Below are 22,722 nucleotides of genomic sequence, written 5' to 3' on the forward strand. Positions count from 1 at the left end.
TTTCCGTCCCCCGGCCCGCCCGGCGCAACGCGACGAGGAGAGGGTGACGGGTGTCCGACACGCCGGTGCAGACGTCGGCGACGGTGCTGACGGTCCGCCAGGTGCAGGACTACCACGCGATGACGCTGGTGGCCCCGGCGATCGCCGAGCGGTTCAGGCCCGGCCAGTTCGTGGCGCTCGCCGTCGGCGGGGAGCACACGTCCCGGCTGGTCCGGCGCTGCTTCGGGGTCCACGAGGTCAAGTCCGACTACGGCGGCACCGTCGAGCTCGTGTTCGCCGACACCGAGCCCGGCACGGCCTGGCTCGCCGGGCGCCGCTCCCGCGACCAGATCGACCTCGTCGGCCCGCTCGGCCGCCCCTTCCGGCTGCCCCGCGACCCGGTGAGCTGCCTGCTCGTCGGCGGCGGGCCCGGCGGCGCGGCCGTGTTCGCGCTCGCCGACACGCTGCTGCGGCGCGGCTGCCAGGTGCACTTCGTGCTCGGCGGGGCGTCGGCGAAGCAGGTGTTCGGCTCCCGGATGGCGCAGCGCATCGGCGACTCCGCGACCGTCGCCACCGAGGACGGCTCGACCGGGGAGCGGGGCGCGGTCCGCGACGTCCTGCCCCGCGTCATCGAGGAGACCGGCGCGGACGTCGTCTACGGCTGCGGGCCCACGGCGCTGCTCCGGTCCGTCACCCAGGTCGCCTCCGACTTCGGCCTCCCCTCGCAGGTGTCGGTCGAGGAGTTCCTCCAGCGCACGGGCGCCTGCGGCATCGGCGTCTGCATGACGTGCATGCTGCCCGTCCACGGCGACGACGGCGTGACCCGCATGGTGCGGGCCTGCGCGGACGGGCCCGTCCTGCGCGGCGACCGCGTCCGCTGGGGCGACCTCGGGACCATCCCGTTCGACGCGCTCGGCGCGCCGCGCGTCCTGAACCTGTCCGAAGGGGGCGCGCGGTGAGCGACCGGGTCCGGACCGCGCTCGGCCCCCTGGAGCTGCCCAACGCCGTCATGACGGCCTCCGGCTGCGGTGGGACGGGACGCGAACTCGCCCAGTTCTTCGATCTGACCCGCCTCGGGGCGTTCGTCACGACGTCCGTGATGCCCCAGGCGCGCGCCGGACGCCCCACCCCGCGCGTGACCGAAACCCCCAGCGGACTTCTGACCGCAATGGGGTTGCCGGGCCCCGGCATCGAGACCTTCCTCGAACGCGACCTCCCCTGGCTCATCGAGCAGGACGTCCGCACGATCGTCTCCGTCGCGGGCAACAGCGTCGAGGAGTACGGCGACCTGGCGCGCCGCCTGCGCAACGTCCCGGGGGTCGCGGCGATCGAGGTCAACATCGCCTGCCCCAACGTCGAGGACCGGGGCCGCATGTTCGCCTGGCACCCGTCCGCCGCCGCGTCGGTGGTGCGGGCCGTCCGCGACCACGCCCGGCCCGGCGTCCCGGTCTTCGCCAAGCTCGCCCCGGACGTCACCGACATCGTCACCATCGCGCTGGCCTGCGTCGACGCGGGCGCGGACGGCCTCACCCTGATCAACACCATGGAGGCCATGGCGATCGACACCGAGACGCTGCGGCCGGCCCTCACCGGGGTGTCGGGCGGGCTGTCCGGGCCCGCCGTGCGGCCGCTCGCCGTCCGCTGCGTCTACCAGGTGCACGCCGCGCTGCCGCGCACGCCCATCATCGGCGTCGGCGGCATCGCCACCGGCCTCGACGCGCTGGAGTTCGTCCTCGCCGGGGCGTCCGCCGTCGCCGTCGGCACGGCCGTGTTCCACGACCCGGGGGCCGTCCCGCGCGTCCAGCGCGAGCTGGACGAGGCCCTCGCCGCCCGCCGCATCGACCGCCTCGCCGACGCGGTGGGCCTCGCGCACAAGCCCGCCGGGTACGTCCCGCCGCAGGTGCGCCCCGAGGAGCCCGAGAAGGAGAGAACGTGACCGCCGCCCCCATCGCCGTCGCGCTGGACGCCCCCGACCTGGAGACGGCCGCCCGCTGGGCCACCCTGGTCACCCCGCACGTCAGCACCGTCAAGGTCGGCCTGGAGCTGTACCTGCGGTACGGGCCGGACGTCGTCGCGAGCGTCCGGGGCGCGAGCCGCGTCCGGGTCTTCCTCGACCTGAAGCTGCACGACATCCCCGCGACCGTGCGGGGCGCCGCGCGCGCCGTCGCGCGGCTGAAGCCCGACTACCTGACCGTGCACGCCGCCGGGGGCCCCGCCATGATCCGCGAGGCGGTGGACGCGGCCCCGGCCACCAAGATCGCCGCCGTGACCGTGCTGACCTCGCTCGGCGACGCCGACCTCGCCGCCCTCGGCCTCGCGGGGCCCGCGCCGGACGCCGTCCGGCGGCTCGCCGTCCTCGCCGTGGAGGCGGGCGCGCAGGCGCTGGTCTGCTCGCCGCGGGAGGCCGCGGCCGTCCGCGCGGAGGTCGGCCCTGACATCGCGCTCATCACCCCCGGCGTGCGCCCGGCGGGCGCCGCGACCCAGGACCAGGCCCGCGTCGCCACCCCCGAGGCCGCCCTCGCCGCGGGCGCCGACCTGCTCGTCATCGGGCGGCCGATCACCGGCGCGGCGGATCCGGGCGCGGCGGCGGCCGCCATCGCGGCGCGGCTCCGCAAGGTGTACCGCGCCGCGGGCGGCCAGTCGCGGGCAGCCCCTCGCGGGTAGCCCGTCGCCGAACCCGGCGGCCCAATTAACGCAGTGGGGCACCCTTTTCACGGGGGCGTTCCGAGACGCGCGAGACCGCCCATTGTGGTTTTTGTCGCATGCGAATACCGAGATCGCGCGGAGATCTGACTCATCCGCATTGACTTACGTACCGAACGATGAACTCGTTCACGCGGTGCGACGATTCGCGCCGGGGACGCCTGCCGGCGGGACGCCGTTCGTTCCGCGTCCATGTGGTGCCCTGCGCGCGGGCGGGGGGAGCTTGCTGCGGCGGCGGTGGCCTCCGGGGTGGGAGTCGATCTTGGCGGGTGGCGTGTTGTCGAGGATGACAGTTGAGGTGCCGTCGCGACGTGCGGAACGGCACGGCGTGACGAGCGTCACTCGGTCGGGATCATTTGTGGGAGACCTCACAGGCCCGGCCGGGGACGGCGCCGCGGCCCGGCCGGGGGAACCGGCGGGATCGCGGCGGAACGCCCCCGCCGGGCGTGAAAGCGTAACGGTCGAAGGGTAGCTAGTGCCGCATATGGGGTTAGATAGGGGGGATTTTCACGATCATGCGAAAGTCCCAGCAAGGCGGGGGGATGGGCCGCCGGGATGGCCGATGTGTGTACACTCTGTATTCAGGACACTCCAAGGAGTGATTTTCATGAATTTGTGGCGGGCTAAACGGCACTTCACGTTGCCTTATGGGTGGTGAACTCGCTAGTTTCCCAACCCGTCCGACTCCGTCGAGTGGAAACCTGAGGTGACCCGGCGTGGCTCTTCCGCCCCTAACCCCCGAACAGCGCGCCGCAGCCTTGGAGAAGGCTGCCAAGGCTCGCAAGGAGCGGGCCGAGGTTAAGAACAAGCTCAAGCACGGGGGAACCTCGCTCGCCGAGGTTCTCAAAGAGGGACAGGCCGACGACGTCATCGGAAAGATGAAGGTGTCGGCCCTCCTTGAATCGCTGCCCGGTGTGGGCAAGGTCCGTGCGAAGCAGATCATGGAGCGCCTGGGCATCGCCGAGTCCCGCCGTGTGCGGGGCCTCGGCGCGAACCAGCGCGCATCCCTGGAGCGTGAGTTCGGCGGAAGTGCGAACCGCTGACGCGCGACTCACGGGCGGGCGCGGCGGCCAGGCCGCCGCGGCCGGCTCGGGTCGACCCGGGTCCGGCTCCATCCCGCCCGACTCCGGCGCGCCCATGGTCGCGTCGGAAGGCTCCAGCGCCCAAGGCCCGCTCGCGCGACGGCTGACGGTCCTGTCCGGACCGTCGGGCGTCGGCAAGAGCACGGTCGTCGCCGAGATCCGGCGCTCACACCCCCGGGTGTGGCTGTCGGTCTCGGTGACAACCCGGGCCCCCCGCCCGGGTGAGACCGAGGGTGTGCAGTACCACTTCGTCGACGACGCCGGTTTCGACCGGCTCGTCGCCGGAGGCGAGCTCCTCGAATGGGCCGAGTTCGCGGGGAACCGCTACGGGACCCCGCGCCGGCCCGTCGAGGAGCGGCTCGGCCGCGGTGAACCCGTGCTCCTGGAGATCGACCTCCAGGGCGCCCGGCAGATCCGCGGCACGATGCCCGAGGCGCGGCTCGTCTTCCTCGCCCCGCCGAGCTGGGAGGAGCTCGTCCGCCGCCTCACCGGGCGCGGCACCGAGCCCCCCGACGTCATCGAGCGGCGGCTGGACGCGGCCCGCGTCGAGCTCGCCGCCGAGAAGGAGTTCGACGTCACGCTGGTCAACACGTCCGTGCGGGACGTGTGCGACGAGCTGCTAACCTTGATGGCTGTCCAATAGCCGAGATCCATCGGCGAGACCTATCGGAAGGCCACCGAGTGGCAACCAGCAGTGAGGGCATCACCAACCCGTCGGTCGACGAGCTCCTTGAGGTCGTCGACACCAAGTACGGTCTCGTGAGCATCGCGGCCAAGCGCGCCCGGCAGATCAACGCCTACTACGCCCAGCTGGGCGAGGGCCTGCTGGAGTACGTCGGCCCGCTCGTCGAGACCCAGGTCCAGGAGAAGCCGCTGTCGATCGCGCTGCGCGAGACGCGCGAGGGCCTCCTGAACGCCGAGCCCATCGAGGGCTGAGCCCACCGAGGGCTGAGCACGGGCCCGAGCGGCCTCCGGGCGACCCCGGCGCGCACCCGCCCGGCGCCCGATGCGACAGTGTCGGCATGACCTCCCGTAAGCCGCGCGTCGTCCTCGGCGTGAGCGCCGGCATCGCCGCGTACAAGGTGTGCGAGCTGCTCCGGCGGCTCACCGAGTCGGGGCACGACGTCACCGTCGTCCCCACCGAGGACGCGCTCCGGTTCGTCGGCGAGCCCACCTGGGCGGCCCTGTCCGGCAACCCCGTCTCGGCGCGGGTGTGGGACGGCGTCGAGGGCGTCCCGCACGTCCGGCTGGGGCAGAGCGCCGACCTCGTGTTCGTCGCCCCCGCGACCGCCGACCTGCTCGCCCGCGCGGCGCACGGGCTGGCGGACGACCTGCTCACCAACACCCTGCTCACCGCGCGGTGCCCGGTCGTGTTCGCGCCCGCGATGCACACCGAGATGTGGGAGCACCCGGCGACCCGGGAGAACGTGGCGACGCTCCGGGCCCGCGGCGCGGTCGTGGTCGAGCCCGCGTCCGGCCGGCTCACCGGCAAGGACACCGGCCCGGGCCGGCTGCCCGACCCGGCGGAGCTGTTCGAGGTCGCCCGGCGCGTCCTCGCCCGCGGCGCCGCGCCCCGCGACCTCGCCGGACGGCACGTCGTCGTCTCGGCGGGCGGCACCCGCGAGGCGATCGACCCGGTCAGGTTCATCGGGAACCGGTCGTCCGGCCTCCAGGGGTACGCCCTCGCCCGGACGGCGGTGGCCCGCGGCGCCCGCGTCACGCTCGTCGCCGCCAACGTCGCCCTGCCGGACCCGGCGGGGGCCGAGGTCGTGGCCGTCACCTCGGCGGTGGAGATGCGCGAGGCGGTGCTGGAGGCGGCGGCGGACGCCGACGCGGTCGTGATGGCGGCGGCCGTCGCCGACTTCCGTCCGGCCGGGTACCGGGACTCGAAGATCAAGAAGACGGACGGCGCCGAGCCGGAGCCGATCCGGCTCGTCAAGAACCCCGACATCCTCGCCGAGCTGGGCCGCGAGCGGCGTGCCGGGCGGGTCGTCGTCGGGTTCGCGGCCGAGACCGACGACGTGCTCGCGAACGGCCGCGCCAAGCTCGCCCGCAAGGGCAGCGACCTGCTCGTCGTCAACCAGGTCGGCGCGGACCTGACCTTCGGGCGGCCCGACAACGCGGCGGTGGTCCTCGGCGCGGACGGCTCGCGGACCGACGTCCCGCGCGGTCCGAAGGAGGCGCTCGCCGACACCGTCTGGGACCTCGTCGCCGAGCGCCTCTTTCCGGGGGAAGAGGCCGGTCATGCCAGCGTCCGGGGATGATCCCGCTAGACTTGCGGCCCTAGCATGCGTGGGGAATTCCGGCGCGGGGGCGTCTCCGGGCCGAAACTCGAACAAGTATCCGTCCTGCGACGTCAGTCAGCAGCCGCTGCAAGGAGTGCACGTACGTGTCTCGCCGCCTGTTCACCTCGGAGTCCGTCACCGAAGGACACCCCGACAAGATCGCGGACCAGATCAGCGACGCGATCCTCGACTCGATGCTCAAGGACGACCCGAAGAGCCGGGTCGCCGTCGAGACGATGATCACGACCGGTCAGGTGCATGTGGCCGGTGAGGTCACCACCGAGACCTATGTGGACATCCCGGGCGTGATCCGGGAGAAGATCCTGGAGATCGGCTACGACTCGTCCAAGAAGGGCTTCGACGGGCACTCCTGCGGCGTGTCGGTGTCCATCGGCGCGCAGTCGCCCGACATCGCGCAGGGCGTGGACGACGCCTACGAGACCCGCGAGGGCGAGGGCGTCGACGACCTCGACCGGCAGGGCGCGGGCGACCAGGGCCTCATGTTCGGCTACGCGACCGACGAGACCCCCGAGCTCATGCCGCTGCCGATCACGCTGGCGCACCGGCTCGCGCAGCGGCTGTCCGCGGTGCGCAAGAGCGGCGACGTCCCCTACCTGCGCCCGGACGGCAAGACGCAGGTCACGATCGAGTACGACGGCGACCGCGGGGTCCGCCTCGACACCGTCGTCGTGTCCAGCCAGCACGCCCCGGACATCGACCTGCGCGAGCTGCTGACCCCGGACGTCAAGGAGCACGTCGTCGACCCGGTGCTCGGCGAGTTCGACCTCGACACCCAGGGCTACCGGCTGCTGGTCAACCCGACCGGCCGGTTCGAGATCGGCGGGCCGATGGGCGACGCCGGGCTCACCGGACGCAAGATCATCGTCGACACCTACGGTGGGATGGCGCGGCACGGCGGCGGCGCGTTCTCCGGCAAGGACCCGTCCAAGGTCGACCGGTCCGCCGCGTACGCGATGCGGTGGGTCGCGAAGAACATCGTCGCCGCGCAGCTCGCCCGGCGCGCCGAGGTCCAGGTCGCCTACGCCATCGGCAAGGCCCACCCGGTCGGCGTGTTCGTGGAGACGTTCGGCACCGAGAACGTCGCCCCGGAGAAGATCGAGAAGGCCATCGCGGACGTGTTCGACCTGCGTCCGGCCGCGATCGTCCGCGACCTCGACCTGCTCCGCCCGATCTACCAGCAGACCGCCGCGTACGGGCACTTCGGCCGGTCCGAGCCCGACTTCTCGTGGGAGTCGACGGACCGCGCCAAGGACCTCGCCTCCGCCGCCGGTCTGTGACGGCCTGAACGCATCGCGCGAAGGGCCCCGGGGACTCGGTCCCCGGGGCCCTTCGCGTGCGTGCGGCCTTCGCGTGCGTGCGGGTCGCCCGGTCAGGGCTCGCAGTGGTTGCCGCGGTGGAGGCCGTAGCGGGCCGCGACGGTGTAGCGGCCGGGGCGGTCTGCCTTCAGCCGGACGAAGTCGCCCTCGCGCCGCAGGCACGCCTTGCCGCCCGTGACCCTGAGCCACGGCGACCAGGACACGCGCATGAGGACGGACCCGCTGGACGGCATGTCCACGACGAGCTTGCCCGCGTTCAGCTTGGCGACGGAGGCCGGGGCGTCCACCAGCGGGGTCGCGCGCAGGACGCGGAACAGCCGCCAGTGCTCGTCCCTCCAGATCTCCGTCAGGTACGGCTGGCCCTTCTCCACGAGCGCGGCCTCGTCCCGGGCGGACCAGTCCACCTCCTGCTCGGGCAGGACGACGTACTGCACGGCCCACTTGTCCAGCCACTCGCGGTAGGAGTCGGCCGTCAGCGCGCCCTCCTCGTAGAAGAGCTCGTGGCGTTCGGCGTCGACCTGGCGGTTCCATCCCCGGGCGAGGATGAAGTCGCGCCCCAGGCCGGACGCCTCCCAGTGGGAGCGCAGCGGGACGACCTCGATGCGCGCGTCGCCCGCGCCGAGCGCGACCAGCTCGGTGGACAGGCCGCTGCCGTGCCTGGCCGCCGCCGCCGCGGGCTCGGTGTGGATCAGGTCGTCGACCGGCTTCACGACCTGCCAGGACGCCGTGATGATGAACGCCAGCGACAGCACGCCGATCCGGATGAGGCCCTGCGCGCGCGCCACGGCGGACAGCAGGAACATCCCGCCGAACAGCAGCGAGAGGCGTTCGACGTTGCTGCCGACCGGCGACGGGATCAGCCAGGTCAGCGCGATGCCCGCCAGGTAGATCCCGGCGCCGACGCGGATCAGCCGCCACTCCTTCGGCGCGCAGAGCAGCATGGCCACCACGCTGGCGACGCACGGCAGGACGATCGCGGTCAGCGAGATCGGCTGGACGCCGCTGAACGGGAAGAGCAGGCTCGTCGTCCCGACGACGATCGGCGGCCCGGCGGCGATGCAGACCCCGGCGCGGCGCCGCCCGGTGAGGAACAGCGCGGCGGCGAGCACCATCAGGAACAGCCCGGCGACCGGGCTGGCGAGCGTGGCGAGCAGGCCGAGGCCGACCATGCCCGCCGCGCGCAGGGCGGGCGTGCCGCGCGGGGTGAACGCCATGATCGTCGCCATCAGCGCGAACGTCAGGCCGAGGCCGAAGGTGACCCGTCCGGACGCGGAGTTGCAGGAGAGCGCGAACGCCGCCCACAGGGACGCGGGCAGCGCGACGGGCGCCCGGAACCGCTTCAGCAGCGCGCCCGTCAGCGCGGCGGAGAGCGTGCCGCAGACGACGGCGACCGTGCGTATCCCGAACACGGCCATGAGGTAGGGCGACATGACGCTGTAGGACGCGGGGTGCATCCCCCCGTACCAGGCGAAGCTGTAGGCCGAGGTGGGGTGCTCCCAGGCGAAGTCCGTCCAGGCGGCCTGCGCGGCGAGGTCGCCGCCCTCGGTCGCGAGGTAGAGCGCCCACACCAGGTGGAGGACGCCCGCCGCCACCGTGGCCGCCACCACCGGGTGGCGCGGGTTCGCCCACTTCCTCCAGCTCCTCCAGGAGAACGGGGACGAGGAGCGGGGCCGCCCCCGCCTGGCCTGGGCGTCCGTCCGCTCCGGAGTGCGCGCGGTGTCTGGAGTGTGAGCTGTGGTCATCGCCTGCACGGGCTCGTGGGACGGAGAGGGCGCGGAAGGAATCGGGCAATGGGCCAACGGGACGCGCGCCCCGGTCGATCGGATCAACCCTAGCGTGCGCGGTCGACTGTCGGGTTGATCTGGTAGGACGGGGAGGTGACCAAGGACGGCGGCGGAACGGACCTGATCCCGGGGCTGGACGAGCTGCCGAGCGCGCCCGCGGCCAAGCCGCGAGCGGGGGCGAAGGGCCGGTCGCCGAAGAAGGGGGCGCGGCGTCCCGCCGGGGAGTCGCCGGTCGCGCGGGTCGCGGTGGACATGTCCCTCCCGCACCTGGACCGCCCGTTCGACTACCTGGTGCCCGAGGAGATGGACGCCAAGGTCGTGCCCGGGTGCCGGGTGCGGGTCCGCTTCGCGGGGCAGCTCGTGGACGGGTTCGTCCTGGAGCGGGTCGCCGAGAGCGCCCACGACGGCAAGCTGCTGTTCGTGGAGCGGGTGACGTCGTCCGAGCGCGTCCTGACGCCGGAGGTCGCGGCCCTGGTGCGGGAGGTGGCCGACCGGTACGCGGGGACGTTCGCCGACGTGCTCCGGCTGGCCGTCCCGCCGAGGCACGCGCGGGTGGAGGCCGAGCCGGTGGCGGCGCCCCGCGAGTTCGAGCCGCCGGGAGACGGCGTCGGCGTGTGGCGCGACTACCCGGCCGGGGCGTCGTTCCTCGGCGCCCTGGCCGAGGGCCGGGCGCCGCGCGCCGTCTGGACGGCCCTGCCCGGCGAGGACTGGACGGCCGCCGTGGCGCGGGCCGTCGCGACGACCCTGCGCGGCGGGCGCGGCGCGCTGGTCGTCGTCGCGGACGGACGCGACGTGGCGCGCGTGGACGCCGCCCTGAAGGCCGAGCTGGGGGAGGGCCGCCACGTGGCGCTCACGGCCGAGCTGGGGCCCGCGGAGCGGTACCGGAGGTGGCTCGCCGTCCTGCGCGGCGCGGCGCGGGCGGTGGTCGGGACGCGCGCCGCGATGTTCGCGCCCGTCGCCGACCTCGGGCTCGTCGTGCTGTGGGACGACGGCGACGACGTCCACGCCGAGCCGCACGCCCCGTATCCGCACCCGCGCGACGTCCTCGCCCTGCGTGCGCACAGGGCGGACGCGGGGGCGCTCATAGGCGGCTTCACCCGGACCACCGACGCCACCCTGCTCGTCGAGTCCGGGTGGGCGCGCGCGCTGAGCGCGGACAGGGCGCGTGTCCGGACGGCCATGCCCCGCGTCCGGTACGTGGGGGAGGACGCCCAGCTCGCCAGGGACGCCGCCGCCCGCACGGCGCGCCTGCCCAACATCGCGTTCGAGGCGGCCAGGAAGGCGCTGGAGGAGGGGCCCGTCCTCGTCCAGGTGCCGCGGCGCGGGTACGTCCCGGGCGTCGCCTGCGGACGGTGCCGTACGCCCGCGCAGTGCGCGGCCTGCCAGGGGCCCCTGTCGCTGACGTCGTCCCACGCGGCCCCGCACTGCCGCTGGTGCGGGCGGATCGCGGGCGACTGGCACTGCCCCGAGTGCGGGTTCGTCCAGTTCCGGGCCATGGTGGTCGGCGCGAAGCGGACGGCCGAGGAACTGGGCAGGGCGTTCCCCGGCGTACCGGTGCGCACGTCCGGACGGGAGTCGGTCCTCGACCGGGTGGGCCCGGAGCGGGCCCTCGTGGTGTCGACGCCGGGCGCGGAGCCGCCCGCCGAGGGCGGATACCGCGCCGCGCTGCTCCTGGACGGGTGGGTCCTGCTCGGGCGTCCTGATCTGCGCGCGGGGGAGGAGACGCTGCGGCGGTGGATGAACGCGGCGTCGCTCGTCCGCCCGCAGGGGCCGGTGGTGGTGGCGGCCGAGGGGTCGCTGCCCACCGTGCAGGCCCTCGTCCGGTGGGACCCGGTGACCTACGCCGAGCGGGAGTTGGACGAGCGCAGGCAGGTGGGCTTCCCGCCCGCCGCGCGGATGGCGTCGCTGACCGCGACCCCCGCGGCCATCCGCGAACTCCTGGCCGATGCCAGGTTGCCCGAGGGGGCCGAGGTGCTCGGGCCGGTGCCGGTTCCGTCGTCGCCGCAGGGCGGGGGCGACGCGCCTGAGAAGGAGCGCGCGTTGATCCGCGTCCCCCGCGCGATGGGGCCCGCCCTCGCGCGCGCGCTGAAAGAGGCTCAAGGTGTTCGCAGCGCGCGCAAGGCGGCGGAGACGGTACGAGTCCAGATCGACCCCCTGGAGTTGATCTGACCAATAGGGTTCTCGCGTGGCCGACAACTGGGTGGAGACCATCGCGGGCGACCTGCGGCGATGGGCGGACGAGCGCGACGAGGCGCTGGACGAGCAGGGGACCCGCATCCTGCTGGAGCTCGTGCGGGACGAGATGGGCCTGCCGGGCCCGGACGCGCTGACCCCGGAGCAACTGCGCGAGCTGCTGCTCGGCGTGTTCCCCGAGTCGGTGGTGGCCGGCCGCGAGGACGTCCCCACGGTCCTGGAGGCGCTCCGCCGGATCATCGCCTACCTGGACGACACGGGGGCCGTCACCGCGGAGGACGCCGCCGCCCTGACGGCGGAGCTCGACCGTACCGGCCCCGAGTTCGCCGACCTCGTCGCGGAGGTCGACACAGAGGAGCGCCAGGCGGCCGCAGAGGTCATCGGCGGGCTGATGCAGGCGGACGGCGTCTCCCTGGACGACCAGGACGCGGTCGACGCGTGGGTCCGCGAGTTCGAGGCCCTGCCGGAGGACGAGCGCTACGCCCGCACGGAGGGGTACCTCCGGCAGGCGGAGGAGCTGGTCGTCCCGCCCGTCCGGCTCGCCCCCGCGGCGGACCTGGCCGACGCCGTGCGCCACTCGCGGCTGACGGAGAACGTCCTCGCCCTGGCCGAATGGACGGGCGAGCGGGCCCTCACCGAGCACGACACGCTCACGGAGGCCGACGCCGAGGCCGCCGCCCTCGCCATGGGGCTGCGGACCCCGCGCCGCCACGGCGCGATGGAGGACGCGGGCGAACTCGAAAGGCTCTGGTGGGCCGCCGTCGAGGCGAAGGTCATCGCCGCCGAGCAGGGGAGGGCCGCCCCGGGTCCGTCCTTGGACGGTCTCCGCTCCGGTGACGACTCGACCCTGCTGGCCGCCTGGCTGCCCCTGTTCGAGGCGCTGGTCGTCCCGGGGCACGACTACGCCGACGGCCTGGACGCGGTGGAACTCGTCCAGAACGAGCTGACCGGCGTGCTCATCCACCTGTACGAGCAGGAGGAGCCGACCGAGCCCGAAACGCTCGTCGGCGCCCTGCTCGAACACGTCGACGAGGCGTACGACCTCGGCGACTCGGAGGCCATGACCGCCCTGGTGACGGACGCCTTCCACCTCGAACTGGCCACGCTCGGGGAATGGGGCGTGGTCGAGGAGGCCGGAGAGGGGCGGGCCCTGACGCCGCTCGGCGTGTGGGCGGTGCGCGAGCTGCTGCTGGCGGACGGGTTCACCGCCCCCGTCATCGGCGAACTGGCCAAGGCCCGCGCGTCCGACCTCATCGCGGGGCTCACCTGGTACCGGCCCGACGCCGCCGACGAGGAGGTCGACGGCTGGCTCGCCCGCCACGACCCGAAGGACGCCGCCGCCGACCTCCTGGACGTCATGCGGACCGGCGGGCCCGGCGCGCGCAACCTCGCCGCCGCCGTCCTGCACCGCATCGGCCCGGAGGCGGCCCCGGTCGTCCGCGCCGCGCAGGAGCATCCGCTCGTATCGCCCTACGCCGCGCTCTGGCTGAACGCCACCGGCGACCCGTCCGGACGGGAGCTCGCCCGCGAGGAGTACCTCTGGGTGTTCGTCGACACCGTCGCCGGGATGCTGGAGACCGCCGAACCCGAAGAGGCGGTGGAGGCGGCCCTCGCCGACACCCCGCCGGGAGCGGAGATGGAGGAGATGGTCGACGAGCTGTGGCGCACCGACCATCCCGGCGTGGCCGACGTACTGGAGGCCCTGGGCGCGCACCATCCCGACAGGGCGACCGCCAAGGCCGCGCGCACCGCCGCCTACAAGGCGCGGTCCGCGCACCAGGCGGCGCGGCGCGGGGTGTGACGCGTCCCGTGCCGCCGAGCGGGTCGCGGAGTGTCAAGCTCTCTGGGACGTCTCCGTAAACTGGAGGGATCGTCCCGTCCCCTGGAGACCGTCCCGGGAATCCCTCAGGAAACCTCGTACGAAACGGAGTCCTCGTTGGCCGTCAAGCCCATCCGCCTCTTCGGCGACCCCGTGCTGCGCACGCCCGCGGAGCCGGTGAAGGACTTCGACAAGGAGCTGCGCCAGCTCGTCAAGGACCTCACCGACACGATGATCGACGCTCCCGGGGTCGGCCTCGCCGCACCGCAGCTCGGCGTGGGCCTGCGGGTGTTCACCTACTACGTCGACGACCGGCTGGGGCACGTGGTCAACCCCACCCTGGACCTGTCGGACGAGCAGGAGACCGACGACGAGGGCTGCCTGTCCCTGCCCGGCCTGTCGTTCCCCACCGCGCGCGCCGTCCGCGCCGTGGCGAAGGGCTTCAACATGCACGGGGAGCCGATCACGCTGGAGGGCACGCACCTGCTGGCCCGCTGCGTCCAGCACGAGACCGACCACCTCGACGGCGTCATCTTCATCGACCGGATGGACCCGGAGCAGCGCAAGGCCGCGATGAAGGCGATCAGGCAGGCCGAGTGGTTCGGCGACACGGCGCCGGTCGTCAAGGAGTCGCCGCACCGCACCTTCGGGAAGGCGATCTAGATGCGGCTCGTGTTCGCGGGCACCCCCGAGACCGCCCTCCCGGCCCTCAGAGCGCTTCTGGAGTCCTCGCACGAGGTGGTGGCGGTCGTCACCCGCCCGGACGGGCGTTCGGGCCGTGGGCGCCGTCTCAGCGCCAGCCCGGTCGCGTCCCTGGCCACGGAGGCGGGCGTCGAGGTGCTCAAGCCCGCCAAGGCGCGCGACCCGGAGTTCCTCGACCGGCTCCGCGAGATCGCGCCCGACTGCTGCCCGGTCGTCGCCTACGGGGCGCTGCTGCCCCGCGAGGCGCTCGACATCCCCCGGCACGGCTGGGTGAACCTGCACTTCTCGCTGCTGCCCGCCTGGCGCGGCGCCGCCCCGGTGCAGCGCGCGATCCTGCACGGCGACGACGTCACCGGCGCGGCCACCTTCCAGATCGAGGAGGGACTCGACACGGGCCCGGTCTACGGCGTCCTCACCGAGCCGATCAAACCGACCGACACCACGGGCGACCTGCTGGGCCGCCTGGCCGAGGCCGGGGCGAGCCTGCTGCTCGACACGATGAACGGGATCGAGGCGGGCGTCCTGGAACCGCGGCCCCAGCCGACGGAGGGCGTGTCCCACGCGGCGAAGCTGACGCCGGAGGACGGCCACGTCGACTGGAACAGCCCCGCCCTGCACATCGACCGCCTGATCCGGGCCTGCACCCCCGCGCCCGGCGCGTGGACCAACTTCCGCGACACCCGCCTCAAGCTCGGACCGGTCCGCCCGGTGCCGGACGCCGAGACCCTGTCGCCCGGGGCGCTGCTGCCAGGCAAGAACGAGGTGCTGGTAGGGACGGCCACGCATCCCGTCGCGCTCGGCGAGGTCCAGCCGCAGGGCAAGCGCGGCATGGCCGCCGCCGACTGGATCCGCGGCGTCAACCTCATCGGCAAGGACGCGCTGCACTGATGCCGCCGAGCCGGAATCGCCGACACACCCAGAACCGCAGGCCGGGCGGCCCCCGCAAGACCGGGCGCCCGCAGGACCTCGTCCGCCGCACCGCGTTCGACGTGATCCGCGCCGTCGAGACCCGCGACGCCTACGCCAACCTCCTGCTGCCCGCGCGGCTGCGCGACCGGAACCTGACCGGACGCGACGCCGCCCTCGCCACCGAACTCACCTACGGCACCCTGCGCGGCCGCGGCACCTACGACGCGGTGCTCGCGCTGTGCAGCGACCGCGAGCTGCGCCGCATCGACGCCCCGCTCCTGGACGTCCTCCGCCTCGGCGCCCACCAGCTGCTCGGCACCCGCATCCCGCCGCACGCGGCGGTCGGGACGGCGGTCGAGCTGGCCCGCTCCGTCTCCGGCCCGGGCCAGGCCAAGTTCGCCAACGCGGTGCTCCGCAAGGTCGCCACCCGCGACATGGACTCCTGGCTGGAGATCGTCGCGCCCGCCGACGCCGACCCGACGTCCCGCCTGTCCATCCGGCACAGCCACCCGAAGTGGATCGTCTCCGCCCTGCGCGACGCGGTCGGCGAAGGCGAGATCGACGAGCTGCTGGCCGCCGACAACGCCCGCCCGCGCGTCACCCTGGTCGCGCGCCCCGGGCGGGCCACCGTCGAAGAGCTGCGCGACGCGGGCGCGGAGCCCGCCCAGTACTCGCCCTACGCCGCCCTCCTGCGCGAGGGCGACCCGGCCGCGCTCGCCGCCGTCCGGGAAGGACGCGCCGCCGTCCAGGACGAGGCCAGCCAGATGGTCGCCCTGGCCCTCACCGAAGCGCCCCTGGACGGACCCGACGCCCGCTGGGCCGACCTCTGCGCAGGGCCGGGCGGCAAGGCGGGCCTGCTCTCGGCGCTCGCCACCGAGCGGGACGCCCGGCTGCTCGCGGCCGACGTCCAGCCGCACCGCGCGGGGCTCGTCCGGCGCGCCGTCGACGACCGCGCCGGGGTCGTCGCCGCCGACGGCACCGCGCCCGCCTGGCGGCCCGCGTCGTTCGACCGGGTCATGCTCGACGCGCCCTGCACCGGCCTCGGCGCGCTCCGCCGCCGCCCGGAGGCGCGCTGGCGGCGCGGCCCGGAGGCGGTCGCCGAGCTGGGCGTCCTGCAGCGCGGCCTCCTCGCCGCCGCCCTGGAGGCCGTCCGCCCCGGCGGCGTCGTCGCCTACGTCACCTGCTCGCCCCACCTGGCCGAGACCCGCGCCGTGGTGGACGGCGTCCTGCGCGACCGCGGCGGCGACGTCGAACGGCTCGACGCACCGGCCGTGCTGACGTCCATCGCCCCAGACCTCACCGGCCTTGGCGACGGCCCGGACGCGCAGTTCTGGCCTCACCGGCACGGCACTGACGCGATGTTCCTGGCGCTCCTACGTCGCACCTGACCCCGGGGGATCCGTGCTGACCGACTTCATGCATGTCATGTCGTTCCTGGGCAGCGCGGCGTTCTATCTCCCGGTGCTGGTGGTCCTCTTCTGGTGCGCGGCCCCGCGCCTCGCCGCGCGGGTCGCGGTCGTCTTGCTGTTCGGCGCGTTTCTCAACGCGTTGCTCAAGCTCGTCTTCCACGCGCCCCGTCCCTACTGGACGGACCCCTCGGTCAAGGGCAGGGAGTCGCTGTCGTCGTTCGGGATGCCGTCCGGCCATTCCCAGAACGCACCCGTGTTCTGGGGCTTCTTCGCCGTCCAGACCCGGCGCTGGTACGTCTGGACGGGTGCGGCGGCCCTCGTGGTCCTGATCGGGGTGTCGCGGGTCTACCTCGGGGTCCACTCGGTCGGGCAGGTCCTCGGCGGGTGGGCCATCGGACTCGCCATCCTGGTGGCCGCCCTCGGATTGGAGCCGATCGTCGTCCCGTGGTGGGCGCGGCGTCATCTCGCCGTGCAGACCGCACTCGCCCTGGCGATCTCCCTGCTGCTGCTGACGGCGGCCTGGGGCGCGCTGCGGCCGCTCCAAGGCTGGCACTGGCCGGACGCCTGGGTCCACGCCATCCACGCGGCGGGAGGCCACCTCGAACCCCTCGACCTGGTCGAATCGGCCAAGGCCGCGGGCGGCCTCTTCGGCGTCCTCGCGGGGCTGTCCCTGCTCGCCGCCCGAGGCTGGTTCGACCCGGGCGGAGACCTCTGGCGCCGGGTCGCGCGCGTTCCCGTGGGCATGGCGGGGGCCGCCATCGTGAGCCTGTTCGGCGGAAACCACCTCGTCCAGGGGTTCATCGTCCAAGCGGTGCTCGGGCTCTGGGTCACGGCGGGGGCGCCGGAGGCGTTCGTCCGGCTCGGACTGGCCGCGAGGCCCGCCCCCGCACTCACTCGGCCCGGTGGCGGGCGGGAGGAACGCGCCGATAGGCCCCAATAGACTCGGGGCATCATGGCACCTCAGATCGCACCCAGCATCCTGTCCGCCGACTTCGCCCGACTGGCCGAGGACGTCGAGCGCATCGCCGACTCCGCCGACTGGGTCCACGTCGACGTCATGGACAACCACTTCGTCCCGAACCTCACCCTGGGGCTGCCCGTCGTCCAGGCGCTGCTGAAGCACAGCCCGCTGCCGCTCGACTGCCATCTGATGATCGAGGACCCGGACCGCTGGGCCCCCGAGTACGCCGAGGCCGGGGCGAAGAGCGTCACCATCCACGCCGAGGCGGCGAAGGCGCCGATCCGCACCCTGCGCGCCATCCGCGCCGCGGGCGCGCGCGCGGGCCTCGGCGTCAACCCGGCCACCCCCGTGGACGGCTTCGCCGACCTCCTCGGCGAGATCGACATGCTGCTCCTCATGACGGTCGAGCCCGGGTTCGGCGGGCAGAAGTTCCTGGACGTCGTCCTGCCGAAGGTCCGCCGCGCCCGCGAGCTGATCAAGGGCCGCGACCTGCCCGTCTGGCTGCAGGTGGACGGCGGCGTCAGCGCGGAGACGATCGAGCGGTGCGCCGAGGCGGGCGCGGACGTGTTCGTCGCGGGCAGCGCCGTCTACGGCGCGGACGACCCGGCCGAGGCCGTCCGCCGCCTGCGCGGCCAGGCCGAGGACGCGACCGCGAAGGCGGGCTGGTGATCCTCTCCTGCGCCGCCGTCCTGTTCGACGTGGACGGCACCCTCGTGGACTCCACGCCCCTCATCGAACGCGCCGCCCGCGAATGGGGCGCCGAGTACGGCATCGACCCGGACGAGTTCCTCTCCGACGCCCACGGACGCCGCACCGGCGACCGCGTGGCCGACTTCCTCCCGGCGGACCAGGTCGCCGACGCCACCGCCCGCCTGGAGGAACTGGAGGCGAAGGGCACCGAAGGCATCACCGCCCTGCCCGGAGCCGTCGACCTTCTAGCGAATATGAGCGGCCTGCCCTACGCGTTCGTCACCTCCATGGACAGGGCCCAACTGAAGGTGCGCTCCGGCGTGGCCGGGGTGCCCCTCCCGCAGGTGGTGGTGACCGCCGAGGACGTCCCGGACGGGAAACCCGACCCGTCCGGCTACCGCCAGGCCGCACGGCGCCTGGGCGTCGACCCGTCCGCGTGCGTCGTGATCGAGGACGCCCCCGCGGGCGTAGCGGCGGGCCGCGCCGCCGGGGCGACGGTCGTCGCGGTCCTCACCAGCCATCCCCGGGAGGCGCTGACCGGGGCCCACCACATCGTGGACGACCTGACCCGCGTGACCGCCACCCCGTCCGGCCTGCGCGTCGTCCCGGCGGGACCGGCGTAGCGGACGCCCGGCCACGTTTCGTGGCGATGGTCACACCGGGCGGGAATGCATCGCATGGCACACTGGTTGGCAAGCATGAAAGCGTGCTCCGGGGTCGGTGAAATTCCGAACCGGCGGTGACAGTCCGCGACCCGGCCGAGTCCATCGGCCGGTTGACCCGGTGGAACTCCGGGACCGACGGTGAAAGTCCGGATGGGAGGCAGCGCGCGGCACGCCCCTTGCCAGGGGCGTGGTGTCGGTGCATTTGTGCGTTCCCCGGAGCCTTGGATGGGAGGCCCGGGAGATGTTCACCGGCATCGTCGAGGAGCTCGGCGAGATCGTGGCGATCGAGACCGCGGGCGACTCGGTCAGGCTCGCGGTACGCGGCCCGCTCGTCGTCCAGGACGCCGTGCACGGCGCGTCGATCGCCGTCAACGGCGTCTGTCTCACCGTCGTCGAAGTCAAGGGCGAGGTCTTCGCCGCCGACGTCATCAAGGAGACCCTCGACAAGTCGAGCCTCGGCGCGCTGGAACCCGGGTCGAAGGTGAACCTGGAACGGCCCGTGCGGCTCTCCGACCGGCTCGGCGGGCACCTCGTCCAGGGGCATGTCGACGGCGTCGGCGAGATCGTGTCCCGGGAGCCGGGGGAGCGGTGGGACGTCGTCACCGTGTCGCTCCCGCCGGAGCTGAGCCGCTACCTGGTCGACAAGGGCTCGATCACCGTGGACGGCATCAGCCTCACCGTGGTGGAGGCCGGGGCCGACCGGTTCAGCGTCGCCCTCATCCCGACGACGCTCGCGCTCACCACGCTCGGCCACAAGCAGCCGGGCGACCCCGTGAACCTCGAAGTGGACGTCGTCGCCAAGTACGTCGAACGCATGCTGGGTGACCGGTCGTGAACTGGCTCGGCGCCGGGTTCGAGGTGTTCGGCGAGCACGTCCTCTGGACGGACCTCGTCGGGAACGTCCTCTCGCTCGCCGTGGTCTGGCTCGCGATGCGCAAGACGCTGTGGACGTGGCCCGTCCAGTTCGCGGGCGCCCTCCTCCTGCTCGCCGCGTCGCTGCACGCGCACGTCCCCGGGAACGCTCTCAAGCAGGTGCTGTTCTGCGGCCTCGCCCTGTACGGGTGGGCCATGTGGGCCCGCGGACGGCGGCAGGCCCACGGGCTGGTCGTCCGGCAGGCGACGCCCATGGAGCGCGCCGTGCTCGTCGGCGCGCTGCTGGTCGGGACGGCCGCGGTGGCCGAGCTGTTCGTCCACCTGGAGTGGCTCAAGATCGCGTGGTCGCCCTGGGCGAACGCCTACATCTTCGTCGGCAGCGCGGTCGCGACGTTCGCGCAGAGCCGCGCGCTGGTCGACTTCTGGGTGGTCTGGGTCCTGGTCGACCTGGTCGGGGTGCCGCTGGCGCTCAAGTCGGGGCTGTACGTCTCCGGCGCGGTCTACGGGATCTTCTTCGTGATGGTGATGGTCGGGTTCAGGAACTGGCTCCGGGAGTCCCGGGGCGCGCAGGTGCCAAGGCAGAAGGCGGTGACCGCATGAACGGCGGCGACGACACAGGGATCTTCGACTCCATCGAGTCGGCGGTCGCCGACATCGCGGCGGGCAGGCCCGTCGTGGTCGTGGACGACGAGGACCGCGAGAACGAGGGCGACATCATCTTCGCCGCCGCGAAGGCGACCCCCGAGCTGCTGACGTTCACGATCCGCTACACGAGCGGCGTGATCTGCGTCCCGATGGAGGGGGCCGACCTCGACCGGCTGCAGATCCCGCTGATGACGGCGCAGAACGGCGAGCGCATGCGCACCGCGTACACGGTCAGCGTGGACGCTCGGCTCGGCGTCACCACCGGCATCTCCGCCGCCGACCGGGCCCGGACGATCCGCACCCTGTGCGACTCCGCGTCCGAGCCCCGCGACCTCGTCCGGCCGGGGCACATCTTCCCGCTGCGCTACCACGAGGGCGGGGTGCTGCGCCGCAGGGGGCACACCGAGGCGGCCGTCGACCTCGCCCGGCTGGCCGGGCTCGCCCCGGCGGGCGTCCTCGCCGAGGTGGTCAACGAGGACGGCACCATGGCGCGCCTCCCGGAACTCCAGGTCTTCGCCAAGGAGCACCGGCTCAGGCTCATCTCCATCGAGCAGCTCGCCGAGTACCGCAGGCGCACGGAGCCGATGGTCACCCGCGTCGTCGAGACGCGCCTGCCGAACCGGTACGGGATGTGGCGGGCGGTCGGCTTCTCCAGCGCGGTGGACGGCGGCGAGCACGTCGCGCTCGTCCTCGGGGACGTCGGCGACGGCGAGAACGTCCTGGTCCGCGCCCATTCGGAGTGCCTCACCGGGGACGTCCTGCACTCCGAGCGCTGCGACTGCGGCACCCAGCTCGACGCCGCGATGGAACGTATCGCGGAAGAGGGGCGGGGGGTCGTCCTGTACCTGCGCGGGCACGAGGGACGCGGCATCGGCCTGCTCGCCAAGCTCCAGGCGTACGCCCTCCAGGACAACGGGTCCGACACCGTCGACGCCAACCTGGAGCTGGGGCTGCCCGCCGACGCGCGCGAGTACTCCAACGCGGCGCATATGCTGCGTGAGCTCGGCGTACGCTCCATCCGGGTGCTCACCAACAACCCCGAGAAACTCCGGGGCCTGGACGGGTTCGGCCTGGAGGTGCGCGGACGCGAGGCCATGCCCGTCGTCGTCACCGAGCACAACCGGCGCTACCTGACGGTCAAGCGCGACCGTCTCGGACACCAGATCGAGGGACTCTCATGAGCGGCGCGGGACGCCCCGAGGACATCACCGTCGACGCGTCCGGCGTCACGCTCGGGATCGTCTGCACCCGCTGGCACGCGAAGATCACCGACCAGCTCCTGGAGCGGTCCCTGGCGGCGGCGAAGGCGTGCGGCGTCGACCAGCCGGTCGTCGCCCGCGTCGCGGGCGCGCTTGAGCTGCCCGTGGTGGCCCAGCAGCTCGCCCGCGATCTCGACGCGGTCGTCTGCCTCGGCGCCGTGATCCGGGGGGCGACCGCCCACTTCGACTACGTTTGCGACTCCGTGACCGCGGGCGTGACACGTATCGCGCTGGACGAGTCGACTCCGGTGGGCAACGGGGTCCTCACATGTGACACCATTGAGCAGGCGATCGAACGCAGCGGGCTGCCGGGCAGCTCCGAGGACAAGGGATGGGAGGCGACTGTGGCCGCACTCGACACGGCACTGACCCTGCGAGGTCTGCGGCATCACGGTCACGCCGGACACGGCTTGGAGCATATGTAGGGGTCCAGGGGCTCCGTCCCTGAATGACTCGCGCATATGTAGGGGTCCAGGGCCGCTGGCTCTGTCTCACGCTCCGGTTTCTCCGGGTTGAATCCCGTCCAATCCTCATCGAAAGGCGTTTCCGTGCTGTCACTCGTCCTGCCCAAGGGGTCGCTGGAGAAGGCGACCATGCAGTTGTTCGACGCGGCGGACCTCACCGTCCAGCGGGCGTCGGACCGCGACTACCGCGCGTCCATCGACGACCCGCGGATCGACCGCGTCCGGGTGCTGCGCCCGCAGGAGATCCCGACCTACCTCGAACAGGGCCTGTTCGACCTCGGCATCACCGGCCGCGACTGGATCACCGAGACCGACTCGGACGTGGTGAGCCTCGGCGAGCTGAAGTACTCCAAGGCGACGTCCAACCCGGTCCGCGTGATCATGGCGGTGCCGGACGGCGCGCCCTGGCAGCGGGTGTCCGACCTGCCGGAGGGCGTGCGGATCTCCACCGAGTTCCCGGCGATGACGAAGCGGTTCCTCGACAAGCACGGGGTGAAGGCGACGGTCGTCCCGTCCTACGGCGCGACCGAGGCGAAGGTCCCCGACATCGTGGACGCGATCGTCGACCTCACCGAGACGGGCTCGTCGCTGCGCAAGAACGGCCTGCGCATCCTCGACACGCTCCTGACGAGCTACACCGAGCTGGTCGCCAACCGCGAGGCGTACGAGGACGCCGAGAAGCGCGCCGCGATGGAGGACATCGCCCTCCTGCTGCAGGGCGTGATCCGCGCGCGGGGCAACGTCCTGCTGAAGCTGAACGTCGCGCAGGCCGACCTGCAGAACGTGCTGGACATCATGCCGTCGATGTCGTCGCCGACGGTGACGTCGCTGGCGGGCGGGGAGTCGAACGCGGTCGAGTCGGTGGTCGCCAAGCGCGGGGTGAACACGCTGATCCCGGCGCTGAAGGCGGCGGGCGCGCACGACATCCTCGAAATCCCCATCGCCAAGATCGTCGACTGAGCC

At 73.3% G+C, this 22,722-nt stretch carries 23 protein-coding genes and 1 riboswitch; of the genes, 22 read left to right on the top strand and 1 reads right to left on the bottom strand.

The window, feature by feature from the left end; translation table 11 throughout:
• Window positions 1-50 precede the first annotated feature (50 nt).
• The 8 genes from ACH01S_RS03080 (at window position 51) to metK (ending at window position 7,347) form a co-directional block, all read left to right on the top strand.
• Window positions 51-938 (top strand): iron-sulfur cluster-binding protein, encoded by an 888-nt coding sequence (locus ACH01S_RS03080; protein WP_067885047.1) that lies wholly within the window; start codon window positions 51-53, stop codon window positions 936-938.
• A complete protein-coding gene (locus ACH01S_RS03085) occupies window positions 935-1,915 on the top strand; it encodes a dihydroorotate dehydrogenase (protein ID WP_067885049.1) in 981 nt (326 codons plus the stop codon). The genes ACH01S_RS03080 and ACH01S_RS03085 overlap by 4 nt, the downstream gene beginning before the upstream one ends.
• On the top strand, window positions 1,912-2,643 hold the full coding sequence (gene pyrF, locus ACH01S_RS03090; RefSeq protein ID WP_067885050.1) for an orotidine-5'-phosphate decarboxylase: 732 nt from the start codon (window positions 1,912-1,914) through the stop codon (window positions 2,641-2,643). Before ACH01S_RS03085 ends, pyrF begins: the two co-directional genes overlap by 4 nt.
• 755 nt (window positions 2,644-3,398) lie before the next feature.
• Complete coding sequence (gene mihF / locus ACH01S_RS03095; protein ID WP_067463056.1) at window positions 3,399-3,725, top strand: integration host factor, actinobacterial type; 327 nt, start codon at window positions 3,399-3,401, stop codon at window positions 3,723-3,725.
• 94 nt (window positions 3,726-3,819) lie between these two features.
• Window positions 3,820-4,407, top strand: coding sequence for a guanylate kinase (gmk, locus tag ACH01S_RS03100; RefSeq protein WP_067885293.1), 588 nt, complete (start codon window positions 3,820-3,822; stop codon window positions 4,405-4,407).
• A gap of 38 nt (window positions 4,408-4,445) precedes the next feature.
• Window positions 4,446-4,700 (top strand): DNA-directed RNA polymerase subunit omega, encoded by a 255-nt coding sequence (rpoZ, locus tag ACH01S_RS03105; RefSeq protein WP_067885052.1) that lies wholly within the window; start codon window positions 4,446-4,448, stop codon window positions 4,698-4,700.
• A gap of 86 nt (window positions 4,701-4,786) precedes the next feature.
• Window positions 4,787-6,028, top strand: coding sequence for a bifunctional phosphopantothenoylcysteine decarboxylase/phosphopantothenate--cysteine ligase CoaBC (gene coaBC, locus ACH01S_RS03110; protein ID WP_067885054.1), 1,242 nt, complete (start codon window positions 4,787-4,789; stop codon window positions 6,026-6,028).
• A 125-nt stretch (window positions 6,029-6,153) separates the two neighbouring features.
• Window positions 6,154-7,347: a methionine adenosyltransferase gene (gene metK, locus ACH01S_RS03115; protein ID WP_067885056.1), complete on the top strand. Its 1,194-nt coding sequence runs from the start codon at window positions 6,154-6,156 to the stop codon at window positions 7,345-7,347.
• Window positions 7,348-7,439: 92 nt separating this feature from the next.
• Here the strand turns inward: metK and ACH01S_RS03120 are convergent, their stop codons facing one another.
• A complete protein-coding gene (locus tag ACH01S_RS03120; RefSeq protein ID WP_246236750.1) occupies window positions 7,440-8,990 on the bottom strand; it encodes a DUF8823 domain-containing protein in 1,551 nt (516 codons plus the stop codon).
• Between ACH01S_RS03120 and ACH01S_RS44270 the strand changes: the two genes are divergently transcribed.
• The 14 genes from ACH01S_RS44270 to hisG all read left to right on the top strand — a co-directional run bounded on the left by ACH01S_RS44270 (window position 8,980) and on the right by hisG (window position 22,719).
• On the top strand, window positions 8,980-9,117 hold the full coding sequence (locus tag ACH01S_RS44270) for a hypothetical protein (protein ID WP_169809190.1): 138 nt from the start codon (window positions 8,980-8,982) through the stop codon (window positions 9,115-9,117). The two genes, ACH01S_RS03120 and ACH01S_RS44270, sit on opposite strands and share 11 nt — an antisense overlap.
• Before the next feature lie 146 nt (window positions 9,118-9,263).
• A complete protein-coding gene (locus ACH01S_RS03125; RefSeq protein WP_083980239.1) occupies window positions 9,264-11,339 on the top strand; it encodes a primosomal protein N' in 2,076 nt (691 codons plus the stop codon).
• Between the two features lie 16 nt (window positions 11,340-11,355).
• The gene (locus tag ACH01S_RS03130) at window positions 11,356-13,164 is read left to right on the top strand and encodes a hypothetical protein (protein ID WP_067885060.1); all 1,809 of its coding nucleotides are present in this window, start codon (window positions 11,356-11,358) and stop codon (window positions 13,162-13,164) included.
• Window positions 13,165-13,299: 135 nt separating this feature from the next.
• On the top strand, window positions 13,300-13,845 hold the full coding sequence (gene def, locus ACH01S_RS03135) for a peptide deformylase (protein ID WP_067885062.1): 546 nt from the start codon (window positions 13,300-13,302) through the stop codon (window positions 13,843-13,845).
• Window positions 13,846-14,772: a methionyl-tRNA formyltransferase gene (gene fmt / locus ACH01S_RS03140; protein WP_067885064.1), complete on the top strand. Its 927-nt coding sequence runs from the start codon at window positions 13,846-13,848 to the stop codon at window positions 14,770-14,772.
• The gene (locus ACH01S_RS03145; protein ID WP_067885066.1) at window positions 14,772-16,181 is read left to right on the top strand and encodes an RsmB/NOP family class I SAM-dependent RNA methyltransferase; all 1,410 of its coding nucleotides are present in this window, start codon (window positions 14,772-14,774) and stop codon (window positions 16,179-16,181) included. Before fmt ends, ACH01S_RS03145 begins: the two co-directional genes overlap by 1 nt.
• A gap of 13 nt (window positions 16,182-16,194) precedes the next feature.
• Window positions 16,195-17,142 carry a phosphatase PAP2 family protein gene (locus tag ACH01S_RS03150; protein ID WP_067885068.1) on the top strand — a complete coding sequence of 316 codons (948 nt, stop codon included), beginning with the start codon at window positions 16,195-16,197 and terminating at the stop codon, window positions 17,140-17,142.
• Between the two features lie 12 nt (window positions 17,143-17,154).
• On the top strand, window positions 17,155-17,832 hold the full coding sequence (gene rpe, locus ACH01S_RS03155; protein ID WP_067885070.1) for a ribulose-phosphate 3-epimerase: 678 nt from the start codon (window positions 17,155-17,157) through the stop codon (window positions 17,830-17,832).
• A complete protein-coding gene (locus ACH01S_RS03160; RefSeq protein ID WP_067885072.1) occupies window positions 17,829-18,476 on the top strand; it encodes an HAD-IA family hydrolase in 648 nt (215 codons plus the stop codon). Before rpe ends, ACH01S_RS03160 begins: the two co-directional genes overlap by 4 nt.
• Window positions 18,477-18,555: 79 nt before the next feature.
• Window positions 18,556-18,686: riboswitch (FMN riboswitch) on the top strand.
• 73 nt (window positions 18,687-18,759) lie between these two features.
• Window positions 18,760-19,353 carry a riboflavin synthase gene (locus tag ACH01S_RS03165; protein WP_067885074.1) on the top strand — a complete coding sequence of 198 codons (594 nt, stop codon included), beginning with the start codon at window positions 18,760-18,762 and terminating at the stop codon, window positions 19,351-19,353.
• Complete coding sequence (locus tag ACH01S_RS03170; RefSeq protein ID WP_067885076.1) at window positions 19,350-19,991, top strand: nicotinamide mononucleotide transporter family protein; 642 nt, start codon at window positions 19,350-19,352, stop codon at window positions 19,989-19,991. The genes ACH01S_RS03165 and ACH01S_RS03170 overlap by 4 nt, the downstream gene beginning before the upstream one ends.
• The gene (locus tag ACH01S_RS03175; RefSeq protein WP_067885078.1) at window positions 19,988-21,217 is read left to right on the top strand and encodes a bifunctional 3,4-dihydroxy-2-butanone-4-phosphate synthase/GTP cyclohydrolase II; all 1,230 of its coding nucleotides are present in this window, start codon (window positions 19,988-19,990) and stop codon (window positions 21,215-21,217) included. Before ACH01S_RS03170 ends, ACH01S_RS03175 begins: the two co-directional genes overlap by 4 nt.
• A complete protein-coding gene (gene ribH, locus ACH01S_RS03180) occupies window positions 21,214-21,720 on the top strand; it encodes a 6,7-dimethyl-8-ribityllumazine synthase (RefSeq protein ID WP_067885080.1) in 507 nt (168 codons plus the stop codon). Before ACH01S_RS03175 ends, ribH begins: the two co-directional genes overlap by 4 nt.
• Before the next feature lie 123 nt (window positions 21,721-21,843).
• A complete protein-coding gene (gene hisG, locus ACH01S_RS03185; RefSeq protein ID WP_067885082.1) occupies window positions 21,844-22,719 on the top strand; it encodes an ATP phosphoribosyltransferase in 876 nt (291 codons plus the stop codon).
• Window positions 22,720-22,722 lie beyond the last annotated feature (3 nt).

Source organism: Actinomadura chibensis NBRC 106107 (assembly GCF_001552135.1).
Lineage (GTDB): Bacteria > Actinomycetota > Actinomycetes > Streptosporangiales > Streptosporangiaceae > Spirillospora > Spirillospora chibensis.